The sequence below is a fragment of the Azospirillum sp. A23 genome (assembly GCF_042938965.1).
GTDB lineage: Bacteria > Pseudomonadota > Alphaproteobacteria > Azospirillales > Azospirillaceae > Azospirillum > Azospirillum melinis.
Window position 1 is genome coordinate 417,204 of the sequence record NZ_CP170664.1, and the last position, 14,359, is coordinate 431,562.

At 66.8% G+C, this 14,359-nt stretch carries 18 protein-coding genes; 8 read left to right on the plus strand and 10 right to left on the minus strand.

The window, feature by feature from the left end:
- Nucleotides 1-10: 10 nt before the first annotated feature.
- The 3 genes from ABNQ40_RS07295 to ABNQ40_RS07305 all read right to left on the minus strand — a co-directional run bounded on the left by ABNQ40_RS07295 (nucleotide 11) and on the right by ABNQ40_RS07305 (nucleotide 2,349).
- Nucleotides 11-1,816 carry an ATP-binding protein gene (locus tag ABNQ40_RS07295; protein ID WP_109047904.1) on the minus strand — a complete coding sequence of 602 codons (1,806 nt, stop codon included), beginning with the start codon at nucleotides 1,814-1,816 and terminating at the stop codon, nucleotides 11-13.
- A 125-nt stretch (nucleotides 1,817-1,941) separates the two neighbouring features.
- A complete protein-coding gene (locus ABNQ40_RS07300) occupies nucleotides 1,942-2,064 on the minus strand; it encodes a hypothetical protein (protein WP_282187156.1) in 123 nt (40 codons plus the stop codon).
- Nucleotides 2,065-2,169: 105 nt separating this feature from the next.
- Nucleotides 2,170-2,349 (minus strand): DUF3553 domain-containing protein, encoded by a 180-nt coding sequence (locus ABNQ40_RS07305; RefSeq protein WP_109047905.1) that lies wholly within the window; start codon nucleotides 2,347-2,349, stop codon nucleotides 2,170-2,172.
- A 122-nt stretch (nucleotides 2,350-2,471) separates the two neighbouring features.
- Here ABNQ40_RS07305 and ABNQ40_RS07310 point away from each other — a divergent pair, with 122 nt between their 5' ends.
- The gene (locus ABNQ40_RS07310; protein ID WP_109047906.1) at nucleotides 2,472-3,155 is read left to right on the plus strand and encodes a histidine phosphotransferase family protein; all 684 of its coding nucleotides are present in this window, start codon (nucleotides 2,472-2,474) and stop codon (nucleotides 3,153-3,155) included.
- A 27-nt stretch (nucleotides 3,156-3,182) separates the two neighbouring features.
- On the opposite strand, the gene ABNQ40_RS07315 is transcribed toward ABNQ40_RS07310, so the two are convergent.
- Nucleotides 3,183-3,356, minus strand: a complete 174-nt coding sequence (locus ABNQ40_RS07315) for a hypothetical protein (RefSeq protein ID WP_174474538.1) — start codon at nucleotides 3,354-3,356, stop codon at nucleotides 3,183-3,185.
- 205 nt (nucleotides 3,357-3,561) lie between these two features.
- Between ABNQ40_RS07315 and ABNQ40_RS07320 the strand changes: the two genes are divergently transcribed.
- The 5 genes from ABNQ40_RS07320 (at nucleotide 3,562) to ABNQ40_RS07340 (ending at nucleotide 9,360) form a co-directional block, all read left to right on the plus strand.
- Nucleotides 3,562-6,342: a chemotaxis protein CheW gene (locus ABNQ40_RS07320; RefSeq protein WP_109047907.1), complete on the plus strand. Its 2,781-nt coding sequence runs from the start codon at nucleotides 3,562-3,564 to the stop codon at nucleotides 6,340-6,342.
- Entirely contained in the window at nucleotides 6,339-6,839 is a 501-nt protein-coding gene (locus tag ABNQ40_RS07325) for a chemotaxis protein CheW (RefSeq protein ID WP_109047908.1), read from the plus strand. The genes ABNQ40_RS07320 and ABNQ40_RS07325 overlap by 4 nt, the downstream gene beginning before the upstream one ends.
- Nucleotides 6,840-6,928: 89 nt before the next feature.
- Nucleotides 6,929-7,294: a PleD family two-component system response regulator gene (locus ABNQ40_RS07330; protein ID WP_045583532.1), complete on the plus strand. Its 366-nt coding sequence runs from the start codon at nucleotides 6,929-6,931 to the stop codon at nucleotides 7,292-7,294.
- 63 nt (nucleotides 7,295-7,357) lie between these two features.
- Nucleotides 7,358-8,524, plus strand: coding sequence for a chemotaxis response regulator protein-glutamate methylesterase (locus tag ABNQ40_RS07335; protein WP_109047909.1), 1,167 nt, complete (start codon nucleotides 7,358-7,360; stop codon nucleotides 8,522-8,524).
- On the plus strand, nucleotides 8,521-9,360 hold the full coding sequence (locus tag ABNQ40_RS07340) for a protein-glutamate O-methyltransferase CheR (RefSeq protein ID WP_109047910.1): 840 nt from the start codon (nucleotides 8,521-8,523) through the stop codon (nucleotides 9,358-9,360). The genes ABNQ40_RS07335 and ABNQ40_RS07340 overlap by 4 nt, the downstream gene beginning before the upstream one ends.
- A 71-nt stretch (nucleotides 9,361-9,431) precedes the next feature.
- Here the strand turns inward: ABNQ40_RS07340 and ABNQ40_RS07345 are convergent, their stop codons facing one another.
- The 4 genes from ABNQ40_RS07345 to ctrA form a co-directional block, all read right to left on the minus strand.
- The gene (locus ABNQ40_RS07345; RefSeq protein WP_098736191.1) at nucleotides 9,432-9,656 is read right to left on the minus strand and encodes a hypothetical protein; all 225 of its coding nucleotides are present in this window, start codon (nucleotides 9,654-9,656) and stop codon (nucleotides 9,432-9,434) included.
- Between the two features lie 48 nt (nucleotides 9,657-9,704).
- A complete protein-coding gene (locus tag ABNQ40_RS07350; protein WP_158285530.1) occupies nucleotides 9,705-9,905 on the minus strand; it encodes a hypothetical protein in 201 nt (66 codons plus the stop codon).
- A 113-nt stretch (nucleotides 9,906-10,018) separates the two neighbouring features.
- Entirely contained in the window at nucleotides 10,019-10,228 is a 210-nt protein-coding gene (locus tag ABNQ40_RS07355) for a cold-shock protein (protein ID WP_012977930.1), read from the minus strand.
- Between the two features lie 257 nt (nucleotides 10,229-10,485).
- Nucleotides 10,486-11,226, minus strand: a complete 741-nt coding sequence (gene ctrA / locus ABNQ40_RS07360) for a response regulator transcription factor CtrA (RefSeq protein ID WP_098736190.1) — start codon at nucleotides 11,224-11,226, stop codon at nucleotides 10,486-10,488.
- Nucleotides 11,227-11,495: 269 nt separating this feature from the next.
- On the opposite strand from ctrA, the gene fliI reads away from it, so the two are divergent.
- Both fliI and ABNQ40_RS07370 read left to right on the plus strand, forming a co-directional pair.
- The gene (gene fliI / locus ABNQ40_RS07365) at nucleotides 11,496-12,833 is read left to right on the plus strand and encodes a flagellar protein export ATPase FliI (RefSeq protein ID WP_109047911.1); all 1,338 of its coding nucleotides are present in this window, start codon (nucleotides 11,496-11,498) and stop codon (nucleotides 12,831-12,833) included.
- Complete coding sequence (locus ABNQ40_RS07370) at nucleotides 12,830-13,264, plus strand: flagellar export protein FliJ (protein ID WP_098736188.1); 435 nt, start codon at nucleotides 12,830-12,832, stop codon at nucleotides 13,262-13,264. Before fliI ends, ABNQ40_RS07370 begins: the two co-directional genes overlap by 4 nt.
- A gap of 59 nt (nucleotides 13,265-13,323) precedes the next feature.
- Here ABNQ40_RS07370 and ABNQ40_RS07375 read toward each other — a convergent pair whose 3' ends face one another.
- Both ABNQ40_RS07375 and ABNQ40_RS07380 read right to left on the minus strand, forming a co-directional pair.
- Complete coding sequence (locus ABNQ40_RS07375) at nucleotides 13,324-13,914, minus strand: hypothetical protein (RefSeq protein ID WP_109047913.1); 591 nt, start codon at nucleotides 13,912-13,914, stop codon at nucleotides 13,324-13,326.
- A gap of 130 nt (nucleotides 13,915-14,044) precedes the next feature.
- Complete coding sequence (locus tag ABNQ40_RS07380; RefSeq protein ID WP_109047914.1) at nucleotides 14,045-14,275, minus strand: hypothetical protein; 231 nt, start codon at nucleotides 14,273-14,275, stop codon at nucleotides 14,045-14,047.
- Nucleotides 14,276-14,359 lie beyond the last annotated feature (84 nt).

Genomic DNA, 14,359 nt, shown 5'->3' on the forward strand with positions numbered 1-14,359 from the left:
CCGCCCCGCCTCACACCGGAGCAGCCTCTGTCCGCGTCAGCGCCCGTAGGGCCTCCGACCGGTTGCGCAGCCGGGAGGGCGGGAACAGCACGGTTGCGGTGGTGCCCCGGCCCAGCACGCTCGACAGCACGAAGCGGCCGTCCTGCAACTCGACCAGCGACTTGACCAGCGGCAGCCCCAACCCGGTTCCGGCATAGCGGCGGGTGTGGGAGTTGTCGACCTGATGGAAGGGCTCCATCACCTGGTCCAGTTCGATGGCGGGGATGCCGATGCCGGTGTCGCTGACCCGCAGGCGCAGGCTGCGCGCCACCCGGTCGGCCTCGACGACGATCCGCCCGCCGGGCGGGGTGAACTTCACCGCGTTGGACAGCAGGTTCAGCAGGATCTGTCGCACGGCACGGGCATCGGCATGGAGGATGGGCAGGGAGCCGGGCAGCGCCGCCGTGAGGGTCACGCCCTTTTCCACCGCCAGCGGCCCCATCTGGCGCAGGCATTCGCCGATCAGGTCGTCGACCGGCAGATCCTCCTGATGCAGCACATATTTGCCCGACTCGATCTTGGTGGTGTCGAGGATGTCGTTGATCAGGCTCAGCAGATGCTGGCCGGACTTGCGGATGTCACCGACATATTCGGTCTGCTTGGCCGACATCTGGCCGAAGATGCCGCTTTCCAGCGCCTCGGCGAAGCCGATGACGGCGTTCAGCGGGGTGCGCAGCTCGTGGCTCATGTTGGCCAGGAACTGGGTCTTGGCCCGGTTGGCGGCGTCGGAGACCTGCTTGGCGGCGATCAGCTCCGCCTCGATCCGGTGGCGGGCGGCGATGTCCTGGATCAGCCGCTGCTGGCTGTCGCGCAGCGCCCGTTCGCTGTCCTGGAGGTCCGCCATCGCCCGTTCCCGCCGCCCCGCCTCGCGCAGCAGGGCGAGCGTCATCGCCGCCAGCACCAGCGTCCCGGCAAGATCGGCCACCGCCAGCGTCATCGCCTTCGACCACCAGGGCGCCAGCACCGCATCGCGCGACGACGAGACGGTCACCGCCACCGGCATCTCGGCCGACGCGCGATGGCTGAGGATCCGGCGCGGCCCGTCGCCGGCGCTGTCCAGCAGTTCGGTGCCCGCCCGCGCCTGCTTCAGCAGGGTGGTGAACAGCGGCAGATGGTGGGCGGAAAGGCCGATGTGGCTGTCATGGTCGGGGAAGCGGGCGATCACCGGCCCGTCGGCGTGATAGAGCGTGACCACCGCGTCGCCGGAGAGGGGAAGCGTCTGGTAGAAGCTGCGGAAGGCCATCGGTTCCATCACCGCGACCACCACGCCGGCGAAGCGGCCGTCCGCCGATTCGAGCCGCCGGCTCATGCTGATGAACCAGGTGTTGGAGGTGCGGCCGCGCACGGGGTTGCCGACGAAGACAGCATCGGCACCGCCGGGAACCAGCCTGTCGCGGTGCGCCATCAGGTAATCGCGGTCCGACAGGTCAATGCCGGCCGGCTCCAGGGTCTGGGTGTCGTGGATCAGTTTGCCGTCGGCCGACACCACCAGGATGGCGCGGATCAGCGGCGACAGGGTTGCCTGACGGCGCAGCAGGGCAAAGACGTCGGTGTCGCCGCGCTCCCAGGCGTCGGCGCGCACCGCCAGGACCTCGACCACCCCGGCCAGGATTTTCGCCACGCCGGACAGGCTGTCGGTGGCATGGTGCTCCAGCACCAGTGCCATTGCCGCGCTGTCCTCCCGCGCCCGGGCCAGCGTCTCGTCGCGCTGGTGCAGCAGGTCGTAGCCGACCAGGGCGTTGAGGCCCAGGATCAGCGCCACACCGAATGCGCCCATTCCCCCTTTGAGACGCGAGATCAAGCGACGGCCCGCCATGTCCGGTCAAGGATTGATCGATCCTACACCGTGCAGGGGTTGGCTGGAAGTCGCCTTTTCGTGGAATAAGGAGGTCGCCTGTTCCCTTAAAGGCGGACGGACGTGCTGGAATAGCGCTCCGTGGTCGAGTGGCCCATCGTGTTCAGCACCGCAGCCGTGCCCAGCGCGATCACCGCCGCGGCGGCGAAGCCGAGGATCATTGCCTTCATTCCATCACTCCCTGACACATGCGCGACTTCGGTCGCATAAAAGCAAAGCGGCCGCGGCGGCGCAATCCGCGCTTTCCCGGACGCCGGAGACCCGGCCGAAGCCGCTCAGATCCCGTCGGGATCGACCAGCGTCAGCGAGATGACGTCGCTGTCGATCAGCACCTTGCCGGCATGCTCGAAATTGACGGTGATGCGGTTGCGGATGGCCGACTGCACCTGTCCCAGCCCCCAGTCGGGCTGGTCCGGGTGGCGCACCCAGGCGCCGGGCACCAGCGAATCGTCCATGTCGGGTCCCATCTATCGAACTATTGTACATAGGAAATGCGACCGCCTGTGCGGCGGCGCCGGGAAAGTATAGAATCTCCAGCACCGCGCCGTCGCCGTTCCTTTTTTCCGGAGTCTGCCTCGTGACCGAATCGTCCTCCCTCCCCGTCAGCGTCGACATCCGCGTTCTGGAACTGCTGGCGTCGAAGCTCTGCCACGATCTGGTCAGTCCGGTCGGCGCCATCCGCAACGGGCTGGAACTGATCGAGGAGATGCAGGAGGACGAGGATGGCGGGACTGCCGTCGGCGGATTTCTCGGCGAGGCGGTGAAGCTGATCGACCATTCCTCCGGCCAGGCCGACCGCCGGCTGCGGGTGTTCCGGCTGGCCTATGGGGTGGCGGGGCGCGACCAGAAGGGCTTCGGCGACGCCCGCGCCGCCGCCGCCGGCTATGTCGAGGGCGGACGCACCCGGCTGGACTGGCCGGAACGGGTGCCGCACGACATGACCGCCCAGCGCCGAGGCGTGGTCAAGCTGGTGCTGAATCTGGTGATGCTGGCGGACGAGGCGCTGACCCATGGCGGTCTGGTCTCCGTCGCCGCCGACGGCGACGAGACGGCGGGCCGCATCACCGTGACCGCCGCCGGCCGGCCGGGCACCCTCAAACCGGAGACCGCGGCGGCACTGGCCGGAACGGCGACGGCCGAGGCGCTGAGCCCCCGTACCATCCACGCCTATCTGGCCGGCAGGCTGGCCGAGAGCGACGGCTTCCGCATCGCCGTCGCCACTGAAAGCAGCGAACGGCTGGTCTTCACCGCGGAGTGGTGAGGCGTCCGGCCGGTCTTCCGGCCGCGTCTACAGCTGTTTGAAAATCCGCGGCTCCACCACGACCTGCTCCACCCCGCCGGTGGTCTGGTGGGCCGTGGTGCGCAGCGTGATCGCCAGATTGTGGCGCGCGGCCTCCGCCAGCGCGGCGTTGAGGCGTTCCACGGCTTCGCGCACGGATTGGGCGATTTCGGCGTCGCTCATCGATCCTCCCTGTGACAAAGGAACCCCGATCCTACCGGTAGCAGCCCCCGGAAGACTCCCTATCGGAAGAGGTAAGGTTCTCTTAATCAGTGTTTGACAGGCTCCCACCCTACCTGGACTGGAGCGCAACCGGCAGCCTTTCGATGCTGCCCGTTCGAGCCGCAGGCCGGCGCGGACCATAAACATTGGGCCTGGGGAATGCGACATGGATGATCTGCTGTCCGAATTTCTGACAGAGACCAACGAAAACCTCTCGGTGCTCGACGTCGAGCTGGTCAGGTTGGAGCAGAATCCCAACAATCCGGAACTGCTGTCGAACATCTTCCGGCTCGTTCACACCATCAAGGGAACCTGCGGCTTCCTCGGCCTGCCCCGCCTGGAAAAGGTGGCGCACGCGTCGGAGAACGTGCTGGGCAAGTTCCGTGACGGCGAACTGACGATCAACCCGGAAGCCGTTTCGCTGATCCTGCAGGCTCTGGACACCATCAAGAGCCTGCTGGCGGTGCTGGAAGCGACCGAGGCGGAACCGCCCGGCGACGACCTGCCGCTGATCGAGCGGCTGAACCTGTGCGCCGAAGGCAAGCTGGGCGGTCCCGCCCCGGCCGCCGCCGCCGCTCCGCCGCCGCCGCCGACCGCCCCTGCGGTTGCCGCGTCGGAATCCCGGCCGGTGACGATGGACGAGCTGGAGGCGCTGTGGAACTCCACGCCCGGCCCGAACGACATTCCCGCTCCGGCGGCCGGCACCGCGGTCGCCACCCGCGCGCCCGAGCCGGCCGAGGAGCCCGCCCAGTCGCACGACCTCGTCGTGCCCGATGCCGAGCCGGCCGCTGCCAAGGTGCCGGCGCCGGTCGCCCCGATGGCGGGTGCCTCGGGCGGCGGCAACGCCGGTGCCGCCGATGCCGGTGCCGAGGCCGCGACCAAGGAATCGGCGGTCGCCGCCCAGACCATCCGCGTCAACGTCGACCTGCTCGAAAACCTGATGACCATGGTGTCGGAGCTGGTGCTGACCCGCAACCAGCTGCTGCAGATCCTGCGGTCGCAGAAGGAAAGCGAGTTCGCCGCACCGCTGCAGCGCCTGAACCACGTGACGTCGGAGCTGCAGGAGGGCGTCATGAAGACGCGCATGCAGCCCATCGGCAACGCCTGGGCCAAGCTGCCGCGTCTGGTGCGCGATCTGGCGCATGAACTGAACAAGAAGATCGACCTCCAGATGCTCGGCGCCGACACCGAGCTGGACCGTCAGGTCCTGGAGCTGATCAAGGATCCGCTGACCCACATGGTGCGCAACAGCGCCGACCATGGCCTGGAGATCCCGGCGGAGCGCGTGAAGGCCGGCAAGACGGAGACCGGCCGCATTACCCTGAACGCCTATCACGAGGGCGGCCACATCATCATCGAGATCCAGGACGACGGTAAGGGCCTTGCCATCGACCGGATCAAGCAGAAGGCGATCCAGAACGGGATGGCGTCGGAAGGCGAGCTGGCCTCGATGACCGACCAGCAGATCATCCAGTTCATCATGAAGCCGGGCTTCTCCACCGCCGCCAAGGTCACCAACGTGTCGGGCCGCGGCGTCGGCATGGACGTGGTGAAGACCAACATCGAGAAGATCGGCGGCACGATCGAGATCAAGTCGGCCCAGGGCAAAGGCTCGACCTTCGTCATCAAGATCCCGCTGACGCTGGCCATCGTCTCGGCCCTGATCGTGGAATGTGCCGGCGAGCGCTTCGCCATTCCGCAGATCAGCGTGGTCGAGCTGGTGCGCGCCGCCGCCGACAGCGAGCACACCATCGAGCGGCTGAAGGGCACCCCGGTCCTGCGCCTGCGCAACCGCCTGCTGCCGCTGGTCTCGCTCCAGCAGCTGCTGCGGCTGGACGACAGCGAGGACGCCAAGAAGCCGGCGGATGAGACCTTCATCGTCGTCACCCAGGTCGGCACCTACACCTTCGGCATCATGGTCGACCGCGTGTTCGACACCGAGGAAATCGTGGTGAAGCCGGTGGCGCCGATCCTGCGCCACATCGAGATGTTCTCGGGCAACACGATCCTGGGCGATGGCTCGGTCATCATGATCCTGGACCCCAACGGCATCGCGTCGGCCACCGGCGAGATGGCGATGGGCGAGGCCGCCGGCAAGGAGACCACCGCGGTCCAGACCCAGCGCCAGGAGGACAAGATGGCGCTTCTGCTGTTCCGCGCCGGCGAGGGTGCGCCCAAGGCGGTGCCGCTGTCGCTGGTCGCCCGCCTGGAGGACGTCGATCTCGCCACGGTCGAGCTGTCGAACGGCCTGCCGGTGGTCCAGTACCGCGGCAAGCTGATGCCGCTGGTCCCGATCGACCCGAACTTCGTCGTCGCCAACGAAGGCCGCCAGCCGGTGCTGGTCTTCGCCGACGGCGACCGCTCGATGGGCCTGATCGTCGACGAGATCGTCGACATCGTGGAGGAGAAGCTGAACGTCCAGCTGGCCGCGGAGCGTCCCGGCCTGATGGGGTCGGCCATCATCGCGGGCAAGGCGACCGAGGTGATCGACGCCGGCTTCTTCCTGACCCAGGCCTACAAGGACTGGTTCGGCTCCTCCACCCAGGAGGGGTTCGAGGAGGAGAAGCTCCAGCGCGTGCTGCTGGTGGACGACAGCCCCTTCTTCCGCAACCTGCTGACGCCGCTGCTGTCGGTCGCCGGCTACGACGTGACGGCGGTGGAGAATGCCGGCGACGCGCTGGCGCTTTGCGAGGCGGGCGAGGACTTCGACGTCATCGTCTCCGACATCGAGATGCCGGGCATGAGCGGCTTCGACTTCGCCGAGGCGGTGCGCCACGGCAGCCGTTGGCAGCGCGTTCCGATGGTGGCGCTGTCCAGCCACGCCAGCGCCCGCGATCTCGACCGCGGCCGGATCGCCGGCTTCAACGACTATGTCGCCAAGTTCGACCGTGACGCGCTGCTCTTCGCGCTCCAGCAGACGCTGACCGACCAGAAAGGTGCCGCATGAGCAACGCCAAGCTGCCGTCCACCGTCCGCAAGTCGCGGGGCGACGATCTCGTCGTCTCCGGCAACCAGGACTTCGTGACCATGACGATCGCCGACCAGATGTTCGGCATCCCGGTCCTTCAGGTGCAGGACGTGCTGGGCCATCAGCGGATCACCCGCATCCCGCTGGCCCCGCCGGAGGTCGCCGGATCGCTGAACCTGCGCGGCCGCATCGTCACCGCCATCGACGTCCGCCTGCGGCTCGGCCTGACCGGCCGTCCGAAGGACAAGCCCGGCATGTCGATCGTCGTCGATCTGCGCGGCGAGCTGTACAGCCTGATGGTCGATTCGGTCGGCGAGGTGCTCAGCCTGACCAAGGAGGACTTCGAACGCAACCCGGCGACCCTGGATCCGCGCTGGCGCGAGGTATCGACCGGAATTTATAGGCTGAACGGCCAGTTGATGGTTGTGCTGGACGTGCCCCGTCTGCTCAACTTCACAACCATCGAGACGGCCTGACGGTTTGCGGCGCCTTGCCCCCTGGGGGAGGGCGCCGCACCGGCCGGCCGGCTTTCGCCGACGAACAGATGACCTGAGGCCCTGCCGCAATGAAATCCTGCCTGGTGGTCGATGACAGCCGCGTTGTCCGCAAGGTCGCGCGCAAGATCCTGGAAGAGCTGAATTTCGCCTGCTCGGAGGCGGAGGACGGCAAGCAGGCGATGGAAGCCTGCGCGGCACAGATGCCGGACGCCATCCTGCTGGACTGGAACATGCCGGTGATGACCGGGATCGAGTTCCTGCGGCGGCTGCGCAAGATGAGCGGGGGCGAACAGCCCAAGGTGGTGTTCTGCACGACCGAGAACGATCTTGCCCATATCCAGGAGGCGCTGTCCGCCGGGGCCAACGAGTACATCATGAAGCCCTTCGACAGTGACATCATCCAGACCAAGTTCGCGCAGGTCGGCCTTCTGTGACCCCGAGCGGGATGTCAGGAGAGCCAGCGTTGAACCAGTCGAGTTGAAAGGCGAATCGCCGTTATGTCGGACAGTTTTGGCAGAGGCCCCCTCACCACCGCGCGACCGGCCAACCCGGATCCCGTCCGGGTCATGGTGGTGGACGACTCCGCCGTCATCCGCGGCCTGCTGACCCGCGCGCTGGAAGGGGACCCGGACATCCGCGTGGTCACCTCCGTCGGCGACGGCCAGATGGCGGTCAATTCGCTGCAGCGCAATTCCATCGATGTCATCGTGCTGGACATCGAGATGCCGGTGATGGACGGGCTGACCGCCATCCCGAAGCTGCTGGCGGTTGCGCCGCAGGTGAAGATCATCATGGCCTCCACGCTGACGCTGCGCGGGGCCGACGTGTCGATCCGCTGCCTGTCGGCCGGTGCGGCCGATTACATCCCGAAGCCGACCTCCACCCGCGAGATCGGCGGGGCGGAGGACTTCAAGCGCGAGCTGGTCGCCAAGGTCAAGGCGCTGGGTGCCGCCGCCCGGCGTGCCGGATCGCGCTCGCGCGGCGAGATCCGGCCGCTGACCCCGGCGGCTCCGCTGGGGCTGCTGAAGCGCGAGGTCGGGCCGATCGTCACCCGGCCGACTCCGGCCGGCGCCATCGCCACCAAGCCGGACGTGATCGCCATCGGCAGTTCCACCGGCGGGCCGCAGGCGCTGTTCGAGGTGCTGTCGCACCTGAAGGCCGGCGTCAGCCAGCCGATCCTGATCACCCAGCACATGCCGGCGACCTTCACCACCATCCTGGCCGAGCACATCACCCGCCAATGCGGGATCGATGCGCGCGAGGCCAAGGACGGCGAGCCGATCGTGCAGAACCGCTGCTACATCGCGCCCGGCGACTTCCACATGCTGGTGACGCAGCGCGCCGGCGCCAACGTGATCGCGCTCAGCAAGGATCCGCCCGAGAATTTCTGCCGCCCGGCGGTCGACCCGATGATGCGGTCGATCCTGAAGGCCTTCGGCGGCCGCAAGATCTTGGCCTGCATCCTGACCGGCATGGGGCAGGACGGGCTGAAGGGCTGCACCGACGTGGTCAATGGCGGCGGCACACTGATCGCCCAGGACGAGGCATCGAGTGTGGTCTGGGGCATGCCCGGTGCCGTGGCGCAAGCCGGCATCTGCAACGTCATCCTGCCGCTCAAGGAAATCGGTCCCCACATCCGCAAGCTCGCTTCGAGGGCAGCATGAGAGTCGAAGATTTCGACATGTTCTCCACGCTGCTCAAGCAGCGTTCCGGCCTGGTCCTCACCCGCGACAAGGCGTATCTGCTCGAATCCCGGCTGATGCCGGTGGCGCGCAAGTGGAACATGAAGGGGCTTGAGGAGCTGGCGACCACCGTCCGCACCCGCAAGGACGAGGCGCTGCTGCGCGACATCACGGAGGCGATGACGACCAACGAGTCGTCCTTCTTCCGCGACCAGAAGCCGTTCGACCAGTTCCGCCAACTGGTGCTGCCCAAGCTGATGGAGGCGCGGGCGGCCAAGCGCAGCTTGCGCATCTGGTCGGCCGCCTGTTCGTCGGGCCAGGAAGCCTATTCGCTGTCGATGATCCTGAACGACGAGGCGGCGAAGCTGGCCGGCTGGCGCATCGAGATCGTCGGCACCGACATCTCGGCGGAAATGGTGGAGCGGGCGAAGGCCGGCGTCTACACCCAGTTCGAGGTGCAGCGCGGCCTGCCGATCACCATGCTGGTGAAGCATTTCAAGCAGAACGGCGACAAGTGGCAGATCAGCCAGCAGCTGCGCCAGATGGCGTCGTTCCGCGAATGGAACCTGCTGGGCGATTTGTCGGCGCTGGGACAGTTCGACATCGTCTTCTGCCGCAACGTGCTGATCTATTTCGACCAGCCGACCAAGGCGAAGGTTCTGGAATCGATTTCCCGCCAGATGCCGCAGGACGGCGTTCTGTATCTGGGCGGTGCTGAAACGGTGCTGGGCATCACCGACAAGTTCAAACCGGTGGAAGGCCAGCGCGGTCTCTACAGCCTGGGGGGCTTCTCGGCCGCCGGCGCCAAGGTGGCGTAAGGGGCCTCGGGAGCGGCGTCTTCGGGAGCGACGGGGGCGGGGAAGCCGCCCCCACTCGAATCGGTGAAAAATCAGGCCGACGGCGTGATCGACTTGATCGGGCCACGCGGATTGCCGGACATTTCGGCGATCTTGCGGTCCTGCGCTTCGATGTACGTGCGGATGGAATTCTCGCGGTCGAACTGATCGATGTCGGTGGTCGGCACCTTGCGGTTCGAGGTGCGCGCACCGTCCTGGTAAATCACGTCGAAAAGCGCGAAGGCGTTGTCGACGGGCTGTTTCTTCTGACGGGCCATGGCCTGTCCTCCGTATGGTCGCGGTCGGCCGCGCCTGCGGCCGTCCGTTCAGGCATTGTTGGTGTCGGTTTTGGTCTCGGCATCGCTGTCGGTCGCCAGGGACTCGTCCTGCGTCTCCGTCCCGTCCGGATCGCCGGCGCGGCGGGCGGCGACGCCTTCCTCGCGACGCTGAAGCTTTTCCTGCTTCCTCTGTTCCTTGGCCCGGTTGCGCTCGGCCCGCTGCTGGTTGTAGTTCGGTTTGAAAGCCATCGCGGATCTCCTCTGGGCAGAGCCCTGCATCTGGGCGACAGGGACTTGTGCAACACGGAAAAAGGGCACCGGTTTCCCGATGCCCCTTTTTCCGCAGGTCGGCGGTCAGGCGGTCAGACCGCCTTCAGATTTTCCGCCGAGGTCTTGCCACGCTTCGGATCGCGCTGCTCCTCGTAGGAAATCTTCTGGCCATCGACCAGGCTGCGCAGCCCGGCGCGTTCGACAGCGGAGATGTGAACGAACACATCCGGGCCGCCGCTTTCCGGCTGAATGAAACCGAAGCCCTTGGTGCTGTTGAACCATTTGACGGTGCCGACGGGCATGTCTGTCTCCCATAACGCAAAGGGCGCCACACCACCGGTGCGGCGCATCAGACTGGGTGTGGGATTGGCGGCCCCCAGGTGCTCGCGATCGAATTTTGCGATGGCGAAAAAAGAGGGGCTGAGCGTGGAGGCTTTTGAAAGCCCCGCAGTCCGAAGCAGAATGACCCACCAGATATGGCAACGCCCGGTCCGGCTTTCAAGGTGAAAGACGGCCGGGCGTGGAGGAGCGGCAAAAGAAAAGCGGAAGCGGTGAGGAGTCAGCCGGCGGCCTGCTGTTGCGGCACGCGCGGCGGGGGCGGGGGATTGCCTTCGACGATTTCCTCGTGCGGGTCGCGCAGCACGTAACCGCGGCCCCACACCGTTTCGATGTAGTTGTCGCCCTGGGTGGCGGCGGCCAGCTTCTTGCGCAGCTTGCAGACGAAGACGTCGATGATCTTCAGTTCCGGCTCGTCCATCCCGCCATAGAGATGGTTCAGGAACATCTCCTTGGTCAGCGTCGTGCCCTTGCGCAGGCTCAACAGCTCCAGGATGCCGTATTCCTTGCCGGTCAGGTGCAGCGGCGACTGGTCGACCTCCACCGTGCGGGTGTCGAGGTTTACGGTCAGGCGGCCGGTGCGGATGATGCTGTCGGAATGGCCCTTCGACCGGCGGACGATGGCCTGGATGCGGGCGATCAACTCGCGCTTGTCGAACGGCTTGGTCAGGTAATCGTCGGCGCCGAACCCCAGCCCCTTGATCTTGTTGTCCATTTCGGTCAGGCCGGACAGGATCAGGATCGGGGTGGTCACGCGCGCGGCGCGCAGGCGGCGAAGAACCTCGTAACCGTCGATGTCCGGCAGCATCAGGTCGAGAATGATGATGTCGTAATCGTAGAGCTTGCCGATCTCGAGTCCGTCCTCACCCAGGTCGGTAGAATCGACGATGAAACCTTCCGTGTTCAGCATCAGCTCGATGCTTTTGGCGACGGAGGAATCGTCTTCAACCAGCAGAACCCTCATGGCGATATCCCGACGTTTGATGGCGCGCTTTCGCTACCCGACCCCGGACATGGTCCCCGATCCTTGATGACCGATTTCAACCATCCCGTTTACACAAGTTAACAGACGATTCAGCTTAACGCCAGTGCCAAGCGCTTACACAACGTTAATCCTTCCATCGCAAGATGCGATCATGGTGGTTAACGTCGCCTCCGTCCACAGAGCTACCACTTAATAGGAGCGCGTCCCGTCTTGGGACCGCCTTCCCTGGAAACGCCGGTATCCGATCCATGACGTTCGATATCGATCAGTTGATCCGCGACATCGACCGGATCCCGGACTCCAGCCGGTACGGCCGCGTCACCGCCGTGTCCGGCCTGATGGTCGAGGTCGGCGGGATCGAGAAGGAACTGTCGGTCGGCGGCCGCTGCATCGTCGAGACGCGCGACCGCCGTCAGGTCCCGTGCGAGGTGGTGGGCTTTCGCCAGGGCAGGGCGCTCGCCATGCCCTTCGGTGCGCTGGACGGCGTGGGGCTGGGCTGCCGCGCGCTTGTGGCGGGCGATCAGGCACGGATCTTCCCGACCGACGCCTGGCTCGGCCGCGTCGTCAACGCGCTGGGCGAACCGGTGGACGGCAAGGGGCCGCTGCCCAAGGGGCCGCAGGGCACGCCGATCCGCAACACGCCGCCCAACGCCCATTCGCGGGCCCGCGTGGGAGAGAAACTGGATCTGGGCATCCGCGCCATCAACGCCTTCCTCACCTGCTGCCTCGGCCAGCGCATGGGCATCTTCGCCGGATCGGGCGTCGGCAAATCGTCGGTCATGTCGATGCTGGCCCGCTTTTCCGCCGCAGAGGTCGCGGTGATCGGCCTGATCGGCGAGCGCGGGCGCGAATTGCAGGAATTCATCACCGAGGATCTGGGCGAGGAGGGGCTGGCCCGCAGCGTCGTCGTCTGCGCCACCTCGGACGAGGCGCCGCTGATGCGCAAGCAGGCCGCCTACATGACGCTGGCGGTCGCCGAGCATTTCCGCGACCAGGGCCGCGACGTGCTGTGCATGATGGACAGCGTCACCCGCTTCGCCATGGCCCAGCGCGAGATCGGCCTGTCGGCCGGCGAGCCGCCGACTACCAAGGGCTATCCGCCGACCGTCTTCGCCGAGCTGCCACGCCTGCTGGAGCGCGCCGGTCCGGGCGTGGTCGGGGCGGGCACCATCACCGGCCTGTTCACCGTTCTGGTGGACGGCGACGACCACAACGAGCCGATCGCCGACGCCGTGCGCGGCATCCTGGACGGCCACATCGTGATGGAGCGCCAGATCGGCGAGCGCGGGCGCTATCCCGCCATCAACATCCTGCGCAGCGTGTCGCGCACCATGCCCGGCTGCAACACGGCGAACGAGAACGAGCTGGTCGGCCATGCCCGGCGCCTGCTGTCGTCCTACGACAACATGGCGGAGATGATCCGGCTGGGCGCCTACCGCCGCGGCACCGACCCGCAGGTGGACGAGGCGATCCACTTCCAGCCGGCATTGGAAGCCTTTTTGAAGCAGAGCAAGCGCGAGGCCACCGATCTGGAGACCAGCTACGCCATGCTCGCTGAAATCTTTGGGGTGCAGTGGCCGCAATGAGCCTGAAGACGATCATCCGCCTGCAAAAGCTGCAACTGGACGAGAAGCGTCGCGTCCTGGCGGATCTCCATACGCTGGCCGACCGGCTGCGCAACGAGATCGAGAAGGTGAAGCAGGAGATCGTGCACGAGCAGGAAACGGTCCGTGACGACTTTTCGGTTTCCTTCACCTATTCCAACTTCGCCCAGGCGGCGATGGAGCGCGGCCGCAAGCTGGGCGAATCGCTGGGGCAGGTGGAGATGCAGATCAACATCGCCACCGACGAAATGGCCGAAGCCTTCCAGGAATTGAAGCGCTACGAGCTGGCCGAGGAAGAGCGGCTGAAGCGCGAACGCGACAAGCAGAAGCGCAAGGAGGCCGCCATGCTGGACGAAACCGCGCTGGTGGGGTTCAGGCGCCGGCAGGCGGAGGAGGAGGCGACCGGGGGGTGAGGCTTACGGGCGGGGCAATCGGACGCGCTGCCCGGTTCAAAGCTGCCCGGTCAAGCCCTTCAGACGGTCACCGAAACCAGTCCGCCCGGCGACCCGCCGCTGTATCCGCCCGTCGCGGCCGGTGTGAATCCGCTTGTCGCCGGTGCCGCGGCGGTGGACCCCGCCGCCGTCCCGCTGCTGCCGGGAGCGCTGGCGAAGGACACGCCAATCGACGCGCTGGCCGCCGTGCCGGTCGTCGTGCCACCGGACCCGGACCCGCCCGCCGTCGCGCCATAGCCGCTGCCGGGCGATGTCCCGGTGCCGCCCGCCGATCCGTCCGAGTTGCTCTTCGCCGCAGCTGCTTTCCGCTCGTCCTCCTGGGACAGGCGGTTGGCGGTGCGGCGGTATTCCTCGACCACGCGCTGGGACGGGATCTGGTCCTGGGTTTCGCCGGTGTCGAAGTCGCGGAAATACAGCACGGCCACCCGCGCGCCCTGGTCATAGCGCAGGAAGGGGCTGATGAAGCCGGCGCCGGAGGATTTATCCGTCTCGCCGGAGGCTGGCGCTCCGGTGCTCTCGGCTGAAGTCGACGGGGAAGCGGTGCCGGCTTCCGTCGGCTGGAAAGCCGTCGGGCGGACTGCCGTCGAGCTGGAAATGCCACGGATCTCCATCGCTGCCTCCCGCGCTTCTTGCCCGCTTTCCAGGCGTTGCCCCTGGGACAGCCCCTTGGCGGGCACCGCCCCTCGATGGTCTCCTCAACCGACCCTGCCGCACCGGACCTGCCATGCGATCCGCTACGGATCAGACCGTGATGTTCAGGTTCTGGCCGCGGGTGGCGGTGGTGTTGCCGCCGTTCGATCCGCTCTGGGCCGTCTGCGCGTCCTGCTGGCGGCGGGTGCGCTCGGTCTGGTCTTCCTGTGCGGATTCGACGGGCGAGGTCGACCGCTGCGCCGCGGCCGGGCCGCTGCTGAGCGGGGTGACGTATGGCTGCTGCTGATAGCCGCCGATGCCGCCAATGCTGCTGACGCCCATGATCGTTCCTCCGGTCGCTGACGCGACGCTTCTCAACCCAACTAGGCAAATTTTGCCTGATCGAAAGGGTTAGCGCCAGCGAAA

Coding starts and splice junctions, on each gene's coding strand:
- ABNQ40_RS07295 (WP_109047904.1), bottom strand. CDS start 1,816: ATGGGCGCATTCGGTGTGGCGCTGATCCTGGGCCTCAACGCCCTGGTC.
- ABNQ40_RS07300 (WP_282187156.1), bottom strand. CDS start 2,064: ATGAAGGCAATGATCCTCGGCTTCGCCGCCGCGGCGGTGATCGCGCTG.
- ABNQ40_RS07305 (WP_109047905.1), bottom strand. CDS start 2,349: ATGGACGATTCGCTGGTGCCCGGCGCCTGGGTGCGCCACCCGGACCAG.
- ABNQ40_RS07315 (WP_174474538.1), bottom strand. CDS start 3,356: ATGAGCGACGCCGAAATCGCCCAATCCGTGCGCGAAGCCGTGGAACGC.
- ABNQ40_RS07320 (WP_109047907.1), top strand. CDS start 3,562: ATGGATGATCTGCTGTCCGAATTTCTGACAGAGACCAACGAAAACCTC.
- ABNQ40_RS07325 (WP_109047908.1), top strand. CDS start 6,339: ATGAGCAACGCCAAGCTGCCGTCCACCGTCCGCAAGTCGCGGGGCGAC.
- ABNQ40_RS07330 (WP_045583532.1), top strand. CDS start 6,929: ATGAAATCCTGCCTGGTGGTCGATGACAGCCGCGTTGTCCGCAAGGTC.
- ABNQ40_RS07335 (WP_109047909.1), top strand. CDS start 7,358: ATGTCGGACAGTTTTGGCAGAGGCCCCCTCACCACCGCGCGACCGGCC.
- ABNQ40_RS07340 (WP_109047910.1), top strand. CDS start 8,521: ATGAGAGTCGAAGATTTCGACATGTTCTCCACGCTGCTCAAGCAGCGT.
- ABNQ40_RS07345 (WP_098736191.1), bottom strand. CDS start 9,656: ATGGCCCGTCAGAAGAAACAGCCCGTCGACAACGCCTTCGCGCTTTTC.
- ABNQ40_RS07350 (WP_158285530.1), bottom strand. CDS start 9,905: ATGGCTTTCAAACCGAACTACAACCAGCAGCGGGCCGAGCGCAACCGG.
- ABNQ40_RS07355 (WP_012977930.1), bottom strand. CDS start 10,228: ATGCCCGTCGGCACCGTCAAATGGTTCAACAGCACCAAGGGCTTCGGT.
- ctrA (WP_098736190.1), bottom strand. CDS start 11,226: ATGAGGGTTCTGCTGGTTGAAGACGATTCCTCCGTCGCCAAAAGCATC.
- fliI (WP_109047911.1), top strand. CDS start 11,496: ATGACGTTCGATATCGATCAGTTGATCCGCGACATCGACCGGATCCCG.
- ABNQ40_RS07370 (WP_098736188.1), top strand. CDS start 12,830: ATGAGCCTGAAGACGATCATCCGCCTGCAAAAGCTGCAACTGGACGAG.
- ABNQ40_RS07375 (WP_109047913.1), bottom strand. CDS start 13,914: ATGGAGATCCGTGGCATTTCCAGCTCGACGGCAGTCCGCCCGACGGCT.
- ABNQ40_RS07380 (WP_109047914.1), bottom strand. CDS start 14,275: ATGGGCGTCAGCAGCATTGGCGGCATCGGCGGCTATCAGCAGCAGCCA.